The following is a 15,725-nucleotide window of genomic DNA, read 5'->3' as shown; positions in this document are numbered from 1 at the left end:
GGGCATCACCTCCCATCGAATGGAGGGCTCTGCCCGGCACGAGGACTGCCGACAGCAAGGACGATTCTATCAGAGCGGCTGACTCCCGCCGATCAATTCATACTCCTCACCCTCGCCGAATTGCGAGCATGAAAGAATCGGCACTGGATGGCAGCACGCTAGGGCACCGACGATAGGCTCTCCAAAACTAGCGAGGCGTGTCTCCGCGAGCGTAATCGCCTCGGTCGACCGCACGATCGACCTGCGGCGAGATGTCGATGTTGCCACCATGGGCTCGGCCTGCGGCGCGAACGCGGTCATCGCCAGCATCGGGAACGGCGCCGGCGTAACGGTTTCGAATCTCCCTTGCGTAACCGCGCCGGGCAAGAAGCTCATCACGAACCGCCGGATCCTCGAGCAGATCTTCATCGCACTTCGGTGCGATGAACTTAGGGAAGAGATTGTAGGCGACGCCCTTGCTCGCCTCTGCCTGCTCGACCCACGCCGAATACGCTTTCTTAAGCCGTTGAATGTAAATCTCGCAACGCCTCTCATAAGGAAGGGCTCGCTCGGCTTCCAGCACGTTATTTTTAAAGGCCGCCTCAAGCTGCTTGATCGCAAACCGCCCGTCAAGACGGGTCAGGTTGAAAGTGCATTTCGGATTGCCGGCCTCCTTGATATCGAGATCCGTCGCATAGACTCGGTTGTTCTTAATGAAAATCTCTACGCCCCATGAGGCAAGTAACTTTTTGAACTGCTCCATAGTCTTCGGGTGATAGTCGTTGATTGCAATATGGATCAACTCGCGCAAATTGTTTTTATAGCTGTACTCTCCCCGATCGACAATTTTCTTTTCAGTGTCGCGCGGCTGTCGGTCTCGAATCTTCGAGTTCTTCTTTCCCTTTTCGAGCTGAGCGAGATTCCAGGCCTTGTCCATTTCACGAACCCACGCAGCGCGTTCGTACTTTCCGCGACGCCCACCCGTCTCGCAACGCTTACCCGTCAAAAGATCCGTGCGGTTAATCGCCATATGGACCGCGTAACGTTTTCCCGCCTTATCGCTTTCCTCATGCAAGGCGACAATCACTTGTTGATGCGGGTAGTGTTTCGCAAGCCATTGCTCCGCGTAGGCCATACATGCATCGGGGGTCATCTTGCCTCCGTTGCAGCTGCACTCCTCGGAAAGAAACGCAAGAACCTGATGAAGCATCGTTATGTTCTTCGCGCCGGCACGCGCAGGCCTGTCGTGATGAAACATCTTCCGCGTCATAGCCATCTCGGAAAACCAGTACTTTCGGTTCGCGAGGTTCCAGCCGCCGCGGGCCAAAGCGTACTTTCCGTTAATGTACTTGCGCACGTTCTTCGCATAGCGCTCGGACGAAACACCTTTCTGCTTAACGACGGTCATTTTGATCACCGCCGACGAAATAGCGCTGTTCGAGTTCTTCGATAAAGAGAGTGACTTTGCGGGCGTTCTGGTAAACCTTTTCAAGCGTTCGGAAAACTGCCTTCTCGTTGTAGGCCGGAAGACCTTGCGCGTGCACGAAGTACATCAGCTGGTTGAGGTTCGTCCCCTCGCGATACAGCTCGTGATAGATTTTTGCGACCTGGCTCATATCGAAATCGATCATCTCGATTTTCCCGGCCAGCATCACGCGGCGGGCATACGCACTGACGGTCGTGCCGAGCGCATCCGCCTGCTTGCGAATCGCCTCGTGCTCGCCATCGGTGACTTTGACGTAAATAACCGCCGAGCGCTTTTCGTTCGAATCCTCTGAAACGGTTTGCAGCTTTTTGCTACGGCCACCGTTCTTATTTTTGGAAATGGCTAGATCATCGAACGATTCATTCCAATGAATCAGTGCATAGCGAATGAATTCGGCTTTCGTCATGCCCGCCTTTTCTGCCAAAGCGGAAAGCGTTTCGTATTCTTCAGAAGTGAGTGTCGCCTTAACGGTGTACGGACGTTTGCAACTCATCATTCATGCCCCCAGGAAAGCAGAGCGAATCGGTGAGGCCACCGATTCAAAACCGATATGAGATTGCTTTCCTTTTTAGGAGCGACTGACGTCGCGCCGATTTTTGAAGTGACGCCGTCGCTTCCCTTAGAGAAATGAAGGCGAACTTCATTTCTAACTTTATCGCCGTGTGAGGTGTTAAACAAGATGTGTTGGCAGATAAAGGGGGCGAGTATGGCCCCATTTATCTAGCCCAACACCAATCTTGCAATCACCGGGACGGCGATTGGGCGAAGCGTAGCGTAGACACGAAATGAGAGGCCTCGTTTCGAGCGAAAGGCTTCGCGGTGTCGTAGTGTCAGCGGAGACCGTGAGCGGAAGCGAATTTTTAACGCGAAGGATGCTGAGTGTTAGAAATTCGCTGTAGCGGACTCCGGGCGAGGGCTGGAGCAAGTTGATGGAAGACCTTACCGATTTGCGGAAGGTTTTGCCCGAAGCATCCGGCACCGCCGAATTCTTTTGGAACGGCCTCTCGTTTGATTGCTTTCCTATCGTTTGCTCCCAGACTGGGCGTCTAAAAAAGGCGGCCGAACCGGCCGCCCGCAAATTAACATTTACCAAATGTAAGAGGAGAGGAACGATGTACATTACTCCCAGTGGCCGGCGACGTCGACAACCCAGTGTTGTCCCGTAGCCTGCTGTTCATAATGCCCCTGATCTTCAGAGGTGGTATACGAATCATTGATTGCAGAAGCTCCATTAGGGTGTTGTGCATCACCGTAGGTAGAGATAACATGATTGTCCATTTCGGCTGCTGAGTTAAACGTCGCATGGCATACAGAGCACATCCAACGTTCATGGCGCGTATACACTACATTCGGTACCCAGACCTGGCTGTAATCTGTCTCCCAGTGGCCCTGCTCGGCAACCCACTTCTTCTGGCTGCCGCCGTTGGAAGAGGAATTGTTGCTGCCGGAACTCTGCGAATTGCCGGAATTCTGCTTGGACTGGGAGGAATCGCCCTTGTTGTCCGACTTCGAGGAATCGGAAGACTTGTTATCCTCCTTCTTGGAGTCATCGGACTTCTGGTCCTTGTCGTCGGATTCTTTCTTCTCCTCGTTCTTGGTTCCAGAGGTTTGCGCCGCCTTTTCTTCGCTTGGCTTCTTTTTGTCTTTATTCTTTACCGCTGTGGCGGCCCTTTCCGTAGAGCCGCTTCCTTGCTTTGCAACGCTGGCACATCCAAGTTGAGGTGCCGAAAGGCACACCAGAAGCGCAACGATAATAGCCTTTGTTCTCACACCGATCTCCCTGTCCATGAAACCAGGCGTTGGACACTAGCCGATATCCAACGCCCGACTCGCTTTTACATCTGCTCGCGGCGCTTCTTCCGGTCGAGGAAGACGCCGGTCGCCACGAGGACGGTACCGCCGATGACGAACGTCTCGCCGATGAGTCCCGCGCGGTCACCGGTCTGGGCGAGGCTGCCGGTCTGGGCGGTATCCGTGCCGGCGAGGTGCTTCGGGCTGTATGCCGCCTGCTGCTTTGCGACCTCCTCTGCCTCCTGTCGTGCGATCTCATCGGAAAGCTTCTGCTCCGCTGCGATGCGGTCGGACTTCGCCAACTCGTAGGCGGCGAGTGCCGCATCATAGCCGGGCTGGAGCTCGTCCACCGCGGTCTGCTTCTCGTCCAGGATGGCCTTGGCGGGCGCGACCTTGGCACGTGCCTCGACTGCTGCGGCGAAAAGCGCGTTGAGGGCGTCATCCGCGTTCGCGTCACGGCCGGAAGCGATCGCCGCGCCGGCATCGATGGAGTTCAGCTTCGACAGCTTGGCGTCTGCCTGCGCCTTCGCCTGTTCGGCGGCGGAGACCAGGGACTCGGCGGCGCCGGCGGCTGCCTTCGCGGCATCGAGTTCGACCTTGGTGTCATTGACGGCCCTTACTGCATCCTGCTCGCGCTGCTGTGCCTCTGCGAGCTTCGCGGCAAGACCGGTGAGGATGTCGAGGTTCGACTGTGCGTCCTCGAGATCGGTCTGGGAGCCGGTAAGCCTGTCGGCGGCAACGCCGGTGTCGGTCTTTGCGGCATCGACGGCACGCTGGGCATCCGCGAGGGCGCGTGCGGTGGCGTCCGCCTTTTGCTCGGCGGCGGCGAGGACGGTCGCTTTCTCGACCTGATCGGCTGCCGCCGCGTCATGGACGCTCTTTGCGGTATCGACCGCCTTCTTGGCGTCGGCGACGTCCTGGAAGAACTTCGCGAGGTCGGCGTTCGCATCGTCCACGCCCTGCTGCTTAGCAGCGGTGTCCGCCTTGGCGGAATCCAACTTAGACTGTGCGGTCGTTACGGCTGCGTTGGCGGCATCAAAGGCGACCTGCTTCTGCTGGACGGTCGACTTTGCCGTAACGACTGCCGCGTTGGCGGCATCGAGGCTCGATTTCGCCGCATCCAACCCAGCTCGGGCATCCGTGACGCCCTGCTGCTTGGCGGCGAGATCGGCCTTTGCGGCATCGACGGCACGCTGGGCATCGGTGACGTCCTGCTTCGCGGCATCGACGTCTGCCTGTGCGGAATCCGCTGCGACCTGCTTCTGCTGGACGGTTGTGGCGGCGCCGGCGGCTGCCTGCTGCTTGGATGCGAGATCGGCCTTGGCTGCGTCGAGTGCGCTCTTGGCGTTCTTGAGACCGTTGATATAGGAGATCAGCTTCTGCTCGTACTCGTCGACGGAGATGGGGTTCATGTTCCAACCGGAGCCGGACCAGCCGGAGATCTCTGCGGTGTAGCACTGCGTCTGAAGCCCGGACATGGTGCCCTTGGTGCAGGTTGCCATTCCCATAACGGCGAGTTCGGGATTGATGATGTTCATGTAATGGCCGACGGTGCCGCTGCTGCCGTTCTCCCAGCGGCAGTTGTCTGCAATCCAATGGTTGATTGCGACGCCGTTCTTTGCATAGAAATCATAGGCATCCTTGCCGACAAGACCGGTGACTCCATAAAGGGCCTCCGTTGCCTTGTCGAAAAAGCCCTTCTCCTGCTCGATCCACTGCCCACTCGGATCGATTCCGTAATTCCATGCCAGATTTTCGGCAAAATCATATTGACGGGCATGATCGAGCACGGTGTCGCTGTAGTTGGCATCCGCAATGGCACCGGCGATGAGCTTGTAGGTGACATGGAGCTCGGACAGGCCGACCGACTTGCGGTAGTCGTTGACGGACTTCATCCACCTGATCGCATTGAGCATGTTATCAAGGGACGTGGCGTCCTTGGAGTTGCCGACTTCGGTCTTTCCGGCATATTTGGCGTTCAGGATGATGTTGACTGCGTCATCGGCACCCATGGCACGGAAGAAGCCGATGGCTCCCTGCTTGAGCTGCGCGTCGGCGGAATCGAGTTTCGCCCGTGCCTCGTCGACCTTCTGCTGGGCGGCGGTCACGGCAGCGTCTGCGGTATCCTTCGCCGCCTTGGCGTTCGCGAGCTCTACGTCGGCGGCCGCCTTGGCGGACTCAGCGTCCTTGACAGCCTGCTTCGCGGCATCCAGCTTGGAGATGGCGTCGACGTTCGCCTGCTTGGCGGCATCGAGGTCGGCGTTCGCGGCATCGAGTGCGGACTGGGCGGCGTTCACACCGGATTCGGCATCGGCCGCGGCCTGCTGCTTTACGGAGAGGGACGCCTGGGCATCATTCAGATCGGCCTGTGCCGTTGCCGCAGCGGACTGTGCCTGCTCGAGCTCGGACTCGCACTGGGACTGTGCCGCTCGTGCGGCGGCGAGGGCTGCCTCTGCGTCCGCGACCTTCTGTTTTGCCGCATCGTACTCCGGACCGCTGGCACCTGCCTCCGCTGCAGCGAGGTCGGCTTTCGCCTTCTCGTAGGCGGCGCTGGCGGCTGCGGCCTTCGCATCCGCCGCGTCCTTGTTCTGCTTGGCTGCAGCGAGGACAGAATCGGCGGCATCCTTTGCAGACTGGGCCGCAACCAGCTTGGACTGAGCATCGGCAAGCGTCGTGTTGGCGTTGTTAAGTTCGGCCTGTGCCCTGTCCACGGCAGCCTGGGCGTCACGCACGGCCTGCTCGGCGGCACTGATTGCCTCCGGGGTGGCGCTTACGGCATCTGCCTTGGCTTTATCGAGGGCATCCTTGGCATTCTGGGCCGCCTTGATGGCGGACTGGTACGCTTCGTCCTTCTCGGATGCATCTGCCTTGGCGTCTGCGAGACCCGCCTTCGCCTGCTCGAGGTGCTTGCCGGCGGCATCGGCGGCGTCCTTGCCCTCCGCGACCTGACGGGCGTACTCGTCCATTGCCGCACGGTCGGCTGCCGTACCGGCGTTGACTGCAGAATCGTAGGATGCCTTGGCCTGGTCGCGGGCGGAAGCCGCCTCGTTGTAGGGGCCGGCGACCTCATCGTAGGATGCCTTGGCGGCGTCCTCCTTCGCCTTCGCCTCGTCGACTGCCTTCTGCAGGTCCGCGATGGTCTGTGCGGCGGATTTCGCGCCGGCACCGGATGCCGCGCCGGCGTGGGCGGCGATCGGCGACATCACGGCGGGGTGCTGCGTGCCCCCGTCACCGGTCTGGGCGAATGCCGTGAACGGTGAGATGAGGCTCGATCCGGTCATGGCGGCCATGGTCGCCGCGGTGACGGTCAGACGCGCGATCCCCTTCGGAGTGTGAATCTTTTTGCTTGGCAGTGCGGCGAAGTGATCGCCACCGGCAGCGAAATGCTTTCCCTGAGTCATTGTGCTGTTCCATTCCTTTTCCGTGCCCTATCCGACTGGGCATCAGAACTCTTTCCAATAAAGGTAATTATGCGCCTTAACAGGGATTGTTGTATATAGTCCGTTGGCATAAATACAACAATCCATGACTCTTTTTGTCATGGATACGAAGACGCTTCAGAAATCATTCGGCATGAGATGCAAAGAGCTCCGCGCTGGACTCGGGTACAGCCAGGAGCAGTTCGCCAATTTGATTGAGATGGATCGTTCCTACTACGCGAGCATTGAAGTCGGACGAAGAAATGTCAGTCTTTCTAACCTCTCTAAAATTGCCAATGGATTCAACATATCAATTGCTGCACTTATGACTGGTGTCAGCGATAAATCGGATTAGTCCATCAATCAGCGAACGAAGTGAGCGAATAAATCGGCGGCGTAGCCGGCGGCAAGGACACGGTACGTGGCCGCGCAGCGAGCTTCGCGAGCGAAGGGGGACAGCATCGCTGTCCCTATCTTTATCGACGGCTTAGTCGGCGGCAAGGACACGGTACGTGGCCGCGCAGCGAGCTTCGCGAGCGAAGGGGGACAGCATCGCTGTCCCTATCTTTATCGACGGCTTAGTCGGCGGCAAGGACACGGTACGTGGCCGCGCAGCGAGCTTCGCGAGCGAAGAGGACGGCATCGCCGTCCCTATATCTTTATAGTATATTTCTCTATTAATTGGTTTCACCAAAATGGGTATTGCGCAAGCTTCTGAACAGGCGTTTTTATCAAAAACTCAAAGCAGCCGAATCATCAAAATGGTGAAATTTTTTACCCAAATTGAGGAAGCGCTTCACCAAAATGGAACCGACTAACGGCTGTTGAAAACTTTTTATCCCCAAAATGGTGATTTCCTGTTTTCAGTGGAAAACTCGGTAAGTTAAATTATTTACTTACCAGATTTACAAACAAAAGCAGTTCTTAACCCTAAAACCAGAACAGGTCAGAAGCAAAATTAACTCCTGACCTGCGATTTTTCTGGTGCCCCCGGGCGGATTCGAACCGTCGACACCCGCTTTAGGAGAGCGGTGCTCTATCCCCTGAGCTACGGAGGCATGCTGTACTAGTGTAACAGATTTACGCCGCTACCAATGGCTAGTTGCCTTTGTGGAAAAGGTTCTTGATGACGGAGGGAATGCTCTTGGCGCCCTTGGCCGTCACATCGATAAAGTCGGGCGAACGAACGAGCTTGTCCTCGTCAATGTACTTACGCACCGCGCGAAGCGTTTCCTTGTCATCGCGCGTCGAAAACGTAAAGTGGCCGTTATCCTTGGTAAAGATGGCAAAACGCGTGATCTTCTTGGTGCCGCGCAAAACCTCGGCGGCAATATAGTCGACCTCGTCCCACGGGATTTGAATATAATCCTCGGGATTGCGCTCGTTATAGTACTCAAACGCCTTATTGCCCACCATCACGTTACCGTGACTGGTAAGCCCCATCAGGCAGGTTGCCGGCGTTGCCAGATCGACCGTGCTGTTCTGAGATTGCGCCATACGCGCCTCGCCCTCCAATAAAAACAATCGGACCGCATCCAGTGTACCCACCGGGTGCGGTCCGTTTCAATGGCTCAAAAGCCCTTGCCTAGCAACTCTCGGTCTTAAGCCGAAGCGTGCTTACATGAAGCCGCAGACGCGACCGATGATGCCGACGGCGAAGAGAGCCAGGATGATGACGATCGGGCTGACCTTCTTCTTGAGGAGCTTGCAGACCAAGAGAGTCAGGCACACGGCGGCAAGACCGGGGATGAGCTGATCGAGGTTGGCCTGAAGCGTGGTGACCTTCACCGGGTCGAGTGCGGTGGCACCGACAGAGCTGTACATCGTCAATGCCTGCTTGACGCCCTCGGCGCCGGCGGGCAGATTAGCCCAGTCGATATAGGCGCCAGCGGACTGCGTGACCTTGGAGACGATCGGGGTAAAGGAGATGGAAACCCAACGCTCGACAAGGGCGCCGATGATGAACATACCAAGGATGGAGGCACCCTCGGTGACCTTGCCCATCAGACCGCCGGAGAGGTCCTTGGCGATGGAGGAGCCGACCTTATAGCCAAACTCCTGCGTGTACCACTCGAAGGCGTAACGAATAATGTTCCACGCGAAGAAGAACAGCAGCGGACCGGCAATGCTGCCAGACAGAGCCAGGGAAGCACCCAGAGCACCCAAGATCGGGCGAAGGGTGAACCAGAAGGCGGGGTCGCCGACGCCGGCGAGCGGGCCCATCATACCGACCTTGACGCCCTGGATGGCGACGTCGTCGATCGGGGCACCGTTGGCGCGCTCCTCCTCGAGGGCGAGGGTAACGCCCATGACGGGGGAGGAAACATAGGGGTGCGTGTTATAGAACTCCAGGTGGCGCTTAAGCGCGGCAATCTGGTCGTCCTTGCTGGTGTAGAGCTTCTTGATCGCAGGGATCATTGCGTAGCACCAGCCACCGTTCTGCATGCGCTCGTAGTTCCACGAGCCCTGAAGGAACTGATGACGGAAGCAAACCTTCTGACGATCGGACTTAGAAAGCTGAATCTTGTTCTCTGCCATATGTATCACTCCCTTCCTACTCGTAATCGTTCAGAATGTCGCCGAGCGGGTCGCCGGAACCACCGCCCATGCCGCCACCCTGCTTGGCCAGGTCCTTAAGGCCAAGGTAGATGAGGGCAAGGGAGATGCCGATGAGGCCCAGGGCAATCAGCGTGAGCTGAGGGATGGCAGCCAGGACAAAGCCGAGGATAAAGAACGGCCAGGTCTCCTTGGTGGCCATCATGTTGATGACCATGGCGTAACCGACGGAAGCGACCATGCCGCCGCCGACAGCCATGCCGCCGGACAGCCAGTCGGGCATAGCGTTAAGCGCGTTGGTAACGGCCTCGGCCGGGATGATGCACAGCAGCACTGCCGGGATGGCGATACGAACACCCTGCATGAGGATGCCGGCGTACTGCCAGCGCTCGATGCCGGCGAAGTCGCCCTTCTCGGCGCAGGCGTCCATGCCGTGGACCATAGCGGTGGCCAGGGTACGGCAGATCATGGTCAGGAACAGGCCGGCGACGGACAGAGGCACGGCGACGGCGATGGCGGCGGTAACTGCCTTAGCCGAATCGGTGGCGCCACCGTTGAGGGCGAGCACCATGATGATCGAAGAAGCGACCGAGGCCAGAGCGGCGTCAGGCGCAACAGCGGCGCCGACGTTAGCCCAACCAAGAGCCATCATCTGAAGCGAGCCGCCCAGGAGGATGCCCTCCTGAAGGTGACCGGTTACGAGACCGATAAGCGTGCACGCAACGAGCGGCTGATGGAACTGGAACTGATCCAGAATGCCTTCCATACCGGCAAGCAGCGCGATAATCGCGATTAGAAGAATAGTAAGCGCGGACATGTATCGGACCCTCCTTTACTATGCTTGAGCGGCCAGTTCGGCCTTAGCTTTCTTCAACATGGCGTCGAGATCCTCGGAGGAATCCGAAGGAACCTTGCGGACCTCGAACTTGACGCCCTTGGCCTTGAGGGCCTCGAGGGTCTTGACGTCGTCATCGCCCATAGCGACGGCGTTGGTAACGACGACCTTGCCCTTGGAGTGGGCCATAGAACCGATGTTGACTTCCTTGATGTCGACGCCGGCCTCGATGGCCTTGAGCAGATCCTGCGGGTTCTCGAACAGCAGCATCGCCTTGGTGTCACCAAAGCGGGTGTCCTTGACGACCTCGGCCATCTTCTTGATAGGCACGACGTTGGCATGGACTCCCGGAGGGGCAGCCTGCTCGATCATGGTCTTGCGGAGCTCGTCGTGAGCAACGCCGTCGGAAACCACGATGATGCGGTTGGGGTTGATCTGCTTGGTCCACGTGGTGGCCACCTGACCATGAAGCAGACGGGTGTCGATACGGACGTGGGCGATCTTGATGTGCCCGTCGCCGATGACCGTTCCCGGAGGGATGGCGCCTGCAGGAGCAGCGGCGGCCGCAGCCGGCTTCTTCTCCTCGGGCTCCAGAGACTCGGGCTTGACGCGCACGCCGGCCTTAGCCTCAGTCACGAGATGTTTTGCGATCGCATGTGCAGTGTTCTTTGCGTCAAAGCGCTGCGAATATGCCTCGATGAGCATAGGCAGGTTGACACCGGTGACGATAGCCCAGGAATCATGGCCCTCGATGAGACCGCTGATCTGGTTGAAGGGCGTGCCGCCCCACAGATCAACGAGGAAGAGCACCTGCTCCTGGTCCTCGAAGGAAGCGATTGCCTCCTCGACCTTGGCGCGGAAGTCGTCGGGGCCCATGCTCGGCTCGAGCGAGACCACGGCTACAGACGGCTGATCGCCAAAGACCATCGAGCCCGTCTGCTTGATTCCAGCCGCCAAGTCACCATGGCTAGCAAGAACAATACTTACCATCACATAACCTCCTTTTTGTCTACGTAATTCCTACACGACAAAAAAGAGTATAGCTGCAAACACAGCAGAATTATATGAAAAACTGCAAAAGGTAGCATTATTTGTTTAAACGTCTTGATTTATTACAACCTGATTACATTCCAGCATTTTGGCTGATTTACTGCTGAGGATTGATAACTGATCTATGTACATGACCGAATTGAGCACGCTGTTCATTATTGCCGGTTTTAAACAGACACAAATGTGCTCGGGTTGAGGCTATTTCGTTTAAACAGATGGTGCTTGACTAATGGTAAGAAATATGCTCTAGCAAAGTAGTCGTTGGGGACGTTCCTAAATGACTAGTCATTGAGGACGTTCTTTTTCGACTGGTCGTTTAAGAACGTCCCCAATGTCTAAGTTAGGCGATGTGGAGGGGGTTGGCGGCGTCGACGGCATCGTTGGCGTCGGAGAGATCGCCAGGAGCAGCGTCTGCCGGGTCCTCGTCGGGGGTCTCGATCTGCTTGATCATGACCTCCTGGCCCTGCAACAGGTATGTCTCGCCGCTGCCGCAATGGGGGCAGGTCTTGCCGTGCTCGACCGTCGCGTAGTCGCAGCCGCACGCCTCGCAATGCGTCACGGCCTCGACGGGCTCCACGATAAGCTCCGCGCCCTGCGTGATAGGCTTTTTATCCGCCGCCCAGCGCCAAGCGTCGAGCAGCAAGTCGGGAACGACGCCCGAGACCTCGCCCAGCAGCAGCGTGACGCTCGAAACGCGACGCACACCATTGGCGCGCGCCACATTCTCAACATCGCGAATGATGTGATAAACAATCCCGAGCTCGTGCACTTTTGATTCCTTCCGCCGTTCTAACGAACGGCGGTCGGCTTGACGCTGCGCGAGCCCCAGACGGACGATCCGCCTTTCAATCGTCGGGCATGGGCAAAAGCCCTATGCCCTCCTCTTTCAAGGCACCTCGCCACGCCTGGGACTCGCTCGCTGTCCAACCGCTCTCTGCGCCGTTCTCCTACTTGTTGCGTTTCTTACTGCCTACCAAATTTAATCTTGATGGCGCGCTTGAGTGCGTACTTACCCAAGCTCGGAAGCTTTTGCTCGTATTTAACCATCGTGGAGCACTCGGGGCGGTCGCGATCCAGATGGATGGCGTCGAACGCGCACTTGGTGGTGCACAGGCCGCAGCCGATGCACTTGTTGGGGTCGACGATCGAGGCACCGCAGCCCAGGCAACGGGCGGTCTCGGCGCGCACCTGCTCCTCGGTAAAGGTCTCGACGTACTCGCTAAACGGCGCGGCCTTCTCGCGCTCGCGGTCCACATGGGCAACCTCGCGGCTCGCGTTGTCGTAGCTCTCGATCACGACATCGTCGCGGTCGAGCGCGGTGTAGCGGCGCTGGTTGCGGCCGATGGTGAGCGTGGATCCCGGCTGCACAAAGCGATGGATGGACACGGCGGCCTCGTGGCCGGCGGCGATGGCATCGATGGCAAAGCTCGGACCGGTGTAGACGTCGCCGCCCACAAAGATGTCGGGCTCGGCGGTCTGGTAGGTCTGGGGATCGGCAAGGGCACCCTGACCGCGGCCAAGCTCCACCTTGGAGCCAGCCAGCAGGTCGCCCCACACAATGGACTGGCCGATGGACATAACCACGCGGTCGGCATCGACACGACGTAGGTCGTTCTCGTCGTACTCGGGCGCAAAACGGCCCTCGTCGTCAAAGACGCGCGTGCAACGCTTAAAGGTGATGCCACATACGCGACCGGCCACGTCCAGGTGGACCTCCTTGGGGCCCCAACCGCAGCTGATATGCGCGCCGTCCTCGATGGCCTCGCGACGCTCTTCCTCGCTGGCGGGCATCTGGGCCTCGCTCTCCAGGCAGAACATCTCAACGTGCTCGGAGCCCAGACGGCAGGCGTTGCGTGCGACATCGATAGCCACGTTACCGCCGCCCACCACGATGGTGCGGCCGGGCAGCGCATCGATTTTGCCACTGCTGACCTCGCGCAAAAAGTCGACGGCCACGGTCACGTCCTCGGCGTCCTCGCCCGGAATGCCGGCAAGGCGGCCGCCCTGGCAGCCAATGGCAACGTAAAAGGCCTTAAAGCCCTGCGCGCGCAGCTCGTCGAGCGTCACGTCGCGACCGACCTCCACGCCATAGCGGAACTCGGCACCCATCAGGCGAATAACCTCGACCTCGGCCTCGATAACGTCCTTCTGCAGCTTAAAGCTGGGAATACCGTAAGTGAGCATACCGCCCGGGCGCTCGTTCTTCTCGAACACGACGGGCTTGTAGCCCTTCTCGGCCAGGTAGAAAGCGCAGGACAGGCCGGCCGGACCGGCACCGATGATGGCGATCATCTGGTCGAAGCCGCCGGCACGCGTCGGTGTCACCACGGGCGGGACATAGCGGGTCGCTGCGTCCAGATCGCGCTGGGCGATGAACTTCTTGACCTCGTCGATAGCCACGGCGGCGTCCACACGACCGCGGGTGCAGGCATCCTCACAGCGGCGGTTGCACACACGGCCGCAGATAGCGGGCAGCGGGTTCTCGCGCTTGATGAGCGCCAGCGCCTCGTCATAGCGGCCCTGCGCCGCGAGCTTCAAATAGCCCTGAACGGCAACGTGCGCGGGGCAGGCCGTCTTGCAGGGAGCGGTGCCGGACTCATGCGTCTCAATGCGGTTGTCGTTGCGGTAGTTGGGCGACCACTTGGTTTGGTCCCACTTGGTGGCGTCGGGCAGCTCCTGGCGCGGATACTCGGGCACCTGTCCACCCGCCTTTTTGCTGCAGAGCTTCTGGCCCAGCTTGGCGGCGCCGGCCGGACACACCTCAACGCAGCGACCGCAGGCCACGCACTTGTCCTTCTCGACCTTGGCGACATAGGCCGAGCGCGACAGGTTGGGCGTGTTGAACAGCTGCGAGGTGCGCAGGGCGTAGCACACGTTGACGTTGCAGTTGCAGATGGCGAAGACCTTGTTCTCGCCGTCGATGTTGGTGATCTGGTGCACAAAGCCGTTGTCCTCGGCCTGGTGCAGGATGTCGTAAACCTCGTCGCGGGTCACGTAATGGCCACGATCGGTCTCGACCACGTAGTCGGCCATATCGCCCACGGCGATGCACCAATCGGCCGGGTCGTCGGCGCAGCCCTCACCCATCACGCGACGGCTCGCGCGGCAGCTGCAGGTGCTAGCGGCATACTTACCCTCGTATTTGTCGAGCCAGTGCTCGATATGCTCAATAGGCACCGAGGTGCTCGCGGCGTCGATGGCCTTCTCGACCGGAATGACGTGCATGCCGATACCGGCGCCTCCGGGCGGCACCATCGGCGTGGCGCGGGACAGCGGGCCCTTGGATGCCTGCTCAAAAAACTTGGCGTAGACCGGGTGCTCCTCGAGCTGGCTCACGCGCATGTTGAGGAACTCGGCAGAACCCGGCACCAGCATGGGCAGCACCCACTGCTTGGCGCGCTCGGGGTTTTCCCAGTTGTACTCGAGCAGACCCGTGTAGCTCATGTCGTCGAGCATCTTCTCGATATCGGCTTCGGGCATGCCGGTGAGCTTGACCATCTCGGGCAGCGTATAGGGACGGCGCATCTTCATCTTGCAGAGCACTTCGGCCTGCTCGTCGGTTGCGGCCTCGGCAAACGACCAGTACTCGTAGCCCAGCAGCTCATCGCGATGCAGCAGGCGGTTGGTGCAGTGCTCGCACAGTTTGACGATGGCCTCGCGCGGATGCTCCGGCAGCGGCGGCACGAACTCCGAACCGATATCGGGCTCGGTGTAGCTAATTCCCGGTCCGTTGAGAATCATGGTTGTCCCTTCTCTTGCCACAGCCCGGCGAGGCCGCGACACCCCTCTTTTTTTGCAGGCCGGGCATGCCCCCATGCCGTTCACCCGCCATTGTTGACATTGTGTCAAAAATAGTATTGACGAACCGTCAACAATATTCAAGACTGTTAGGCGAACGGTCAGGCAAAAGAGGATGAAAGGCGGCAAACGCATGGGCGATAACACGGCGAATATCTCTGTTGCCGACACCGTCCCCGCACCCGACAGCGCGGCAAAGCGCCTGACAGGCGACGAGCGCCGTCGCGAGATTCTCGCCGCCGTGCGCGACGTGAGCTCCGAGCTGGGCGTATCCCATCTTTCGGTATCGGCCGTGACCAAACGGGCCGGCTGCACGCGCTCACTGTTCTACCACTACTTTGCCGATATGGACGCCGCCGTCACCGCTGTTATGGACGAGGCGATCGACGGCTTTATCTCCGAGCTCGAGCAGTGGAACGCCAGCCGCACGGTTGGCGACATCGAAGGCGCGCTCGACACCGTCGCTCCGCTCTTTAAGCGTCTGGTCGTGAGCGGCCACGAGCTACCGAGCACGCTCACCTCGAGCAGCGGCGCGCTCTACGGCGGCTTTCTGCACAACGTGGTCCAGCGCGTGGCGCAATACATTTGCGACACCACCGTGGTGGACTTTGTCGCCCATCACGACCTGCGCATCGACCATGTTTACGAGACGTTCTACACCCTCATCATGGGACTGTTGATGTATATCCGCACGCACCCCGATGTGCCCGACGAGACGGTCAAGGAGATTATCGCCTCGACGCTCCACATCGAGGGCTACACCGCCAAGTATCCCGAGCGCAAGCCCAGGAACTGACGACATTTTGCCAAA

12 protein-coding genes and 1 tRNA gene are annotated in these 15,725 nt (G+C 59.1%); 2 read left to right on the top strand and 11 right to left on the bottom strand.

Annotated elements, in window-relative coordinates; genetic code table 11:
- Positions 1-187 precede the first annotated feature (187 nt).
- The 4 genes from DXC99_RS06695 to DXC99_RS06680 form a co-directional block, all read right to left on the bottom strand.
- Positions 188-1,387, bottom strand: coding sequence for a relaxase/mobilization nuclease domain-containing protein (locus DXC99_RS06695; protein WP_117629689.1), 1,200 nt, complete (start codon positions 1,385-1,387; stop codon positions 188-190).
- On the bottom strand, positions 1,374-1,961 hold the full coding sequence (locus tag DXC99_RS06690) for a ribbon-helix-helix protein, CopG family (RefSeq protein WP_117629688.1): 588 nt from the start codon (positions 1,959-1,961) through the stop codon (positions 1,374-1,376). Before DXC99_RS06690 ends, DXC99_RS06695 begins: the two co-directional genes overlap by 14 nt.
- 623 nt (positions 1,962-2,584) lie before the next feature.
- Positions 2,585-3,235: a hypothetical protein gene (locus tag DXC99_RS06685; RefSeq protein ID WP_233505689.1), complete on the bottom strand. Its 651-nt coding sequence runs from the start codon at positions 3,233-3,235 to the stop codon at positions 2,585-2,587.
- A 65-nt stretch (positions 3,236-3,300) separates the two neighbouring features.
- The gene (locus DXC99_RS06680) at positions 3,301-6,657 is read right to left on the bottom strand and encodes a hypothetical protein (RefSeq protein ID WP_117629687.1); all 3,357 of its coding nucleotides are present in this window, start codon (positions 6,655-6,657) and stop codon (positions 3,301-3,303) included.
- Positions 6,658-6,781: 124 nt separating this feature from the next.
- Here DXC99_RS06680 and DXC99_RS06675 point away from each other — a divergent pair, with 124 nt between their 5' ends.
- Positions 6,782-7,030 (top strand): helix-turn-helix domain-containing protein, encoded by a 249-nt coding sequence (locus DXC99_RS06675; RefSeq protein WP_117629686.1) that lies wholly within the window; start codon positions 6,782-6,784, stop codon positions 7,028-7,030.
- A gap of 627 nt (positions 7,031-7,657) precedes the next feature.
- On the opposite strand, the gene DXC99_RS06670 is transcribed toward DXC99_RS06675, so the two are convergent.
- The 7 genes from DXC99_RS06670 to DXC99_RS06640 form a co-directional block, all read right to left on the bottom strand.
- Positions 7,658-7,733, bottom strand: a tRNA-Arg gene (locus DXC99_RS06670).
- Positions 7,734-7,773: 40 nt separating this feature from the next.
- Positions 7,774-8,172, bottom strand: coding sequence for a DUF956 family protein (locus DXC99_RS06665; protein WP_117629685.1), 399 nt, complete (start codon positions 8,170-8,172; stop codon positions 7,774-7,776).
- A 120-nt stretch (positions 8,173-8,292) separates the two neighbouring features.
- Positions 8,293-9,213, bottom strand: coding sequence for a PTS system mannose/fructose/sorbose family transporter subunit IID (locus DXC99_RS06660; protein WP_117629684.1), 921 nt, complete (start codon positions 9,211-9,213; stop codon positions 8,293-8,295).
- Between the two features lie 16 nt (positions 9,214-9,229).
- Positions 9,230-10,048, bottom strand: a complete 819-nt coding sequence (locus tag DXC99_RS06655) for a mannose/fructose/sorbose family PTS transporter subunit IIC (RefSeq protein WP_117629683.1) — start codon at positions 10,046-10,048, stop codon at positions 9,230-9,232.
- An 18-nt stretch (positions 10,049-10,066) separates the two neighbouring features.
- On the bottom strand, positions 10,067-11,056 hold the full coding sequence (locus DXC99_RS06650) for a PTS sugar transporter subunit IIB (protein ID WP_006235196.1): 990 nt from the start codon (positions 11,054-11,056) through the stop codon (positions 10,067-10,069).
- Between the two features lie 400 nt (positions 11,057-11,456).
- Positions 11,457-11,885: a hydrogenase maturation nickel metallochaperone HypA gene (locus tag DXC99_RS06645; RefSeq protein WP_117629682.1), complete on the bottom strand. Its 429-nt coding sequence runs from the start codon at positions 11,883-11,885 to the stop codon at positions 11,457-11,459.
- 194 nt (positions 11,886-12,079) lie between these two features.
- Positions 12,080-14,857, bottom strand: coding sequence for an FAD-dependent oxidoreductase (locus DXC99_RS06640; RefSeq protein ID WP_199408883.1), 2,778 nt, complete (start codon positions 14,855-14,857; stop codon positions 12,080-12,082).
- 190 nt (positions 14,858-15,047) lie between these two features.
- Here DXC99_RS06640 and DXC99_RS06635 point away from each other — a divergent pair, with 190 nt between their 5' ends.
- Positions 15,048-15,710: a TetR/AcrR family transcriptional regulator gene (locus DXC99_RS06635; RefSeq protein WP_117629730.1), complete on the top strand. Its 663-nt coding sequence runs from the start codon at positions 15,048-15,050 to the stop codon at positions 15,708-15,710.
- Positions 15,711-15,725 lie beyond the last annotated feature (15 nt).

This window comes from Collinsella sp. TF10-11AT, from assembly GCF_003437565.1.
GTDB lineage: Bacteria > Actinomycetota > Coriobacteriia > Coriobacteriales > Coriobacteriaceae > Collinsella.
The sequence above is the reverse complement of the archived record's forward strand: the minus strand, read 5'-3'. Positions and strand labels throughout refer to the sequence as shown.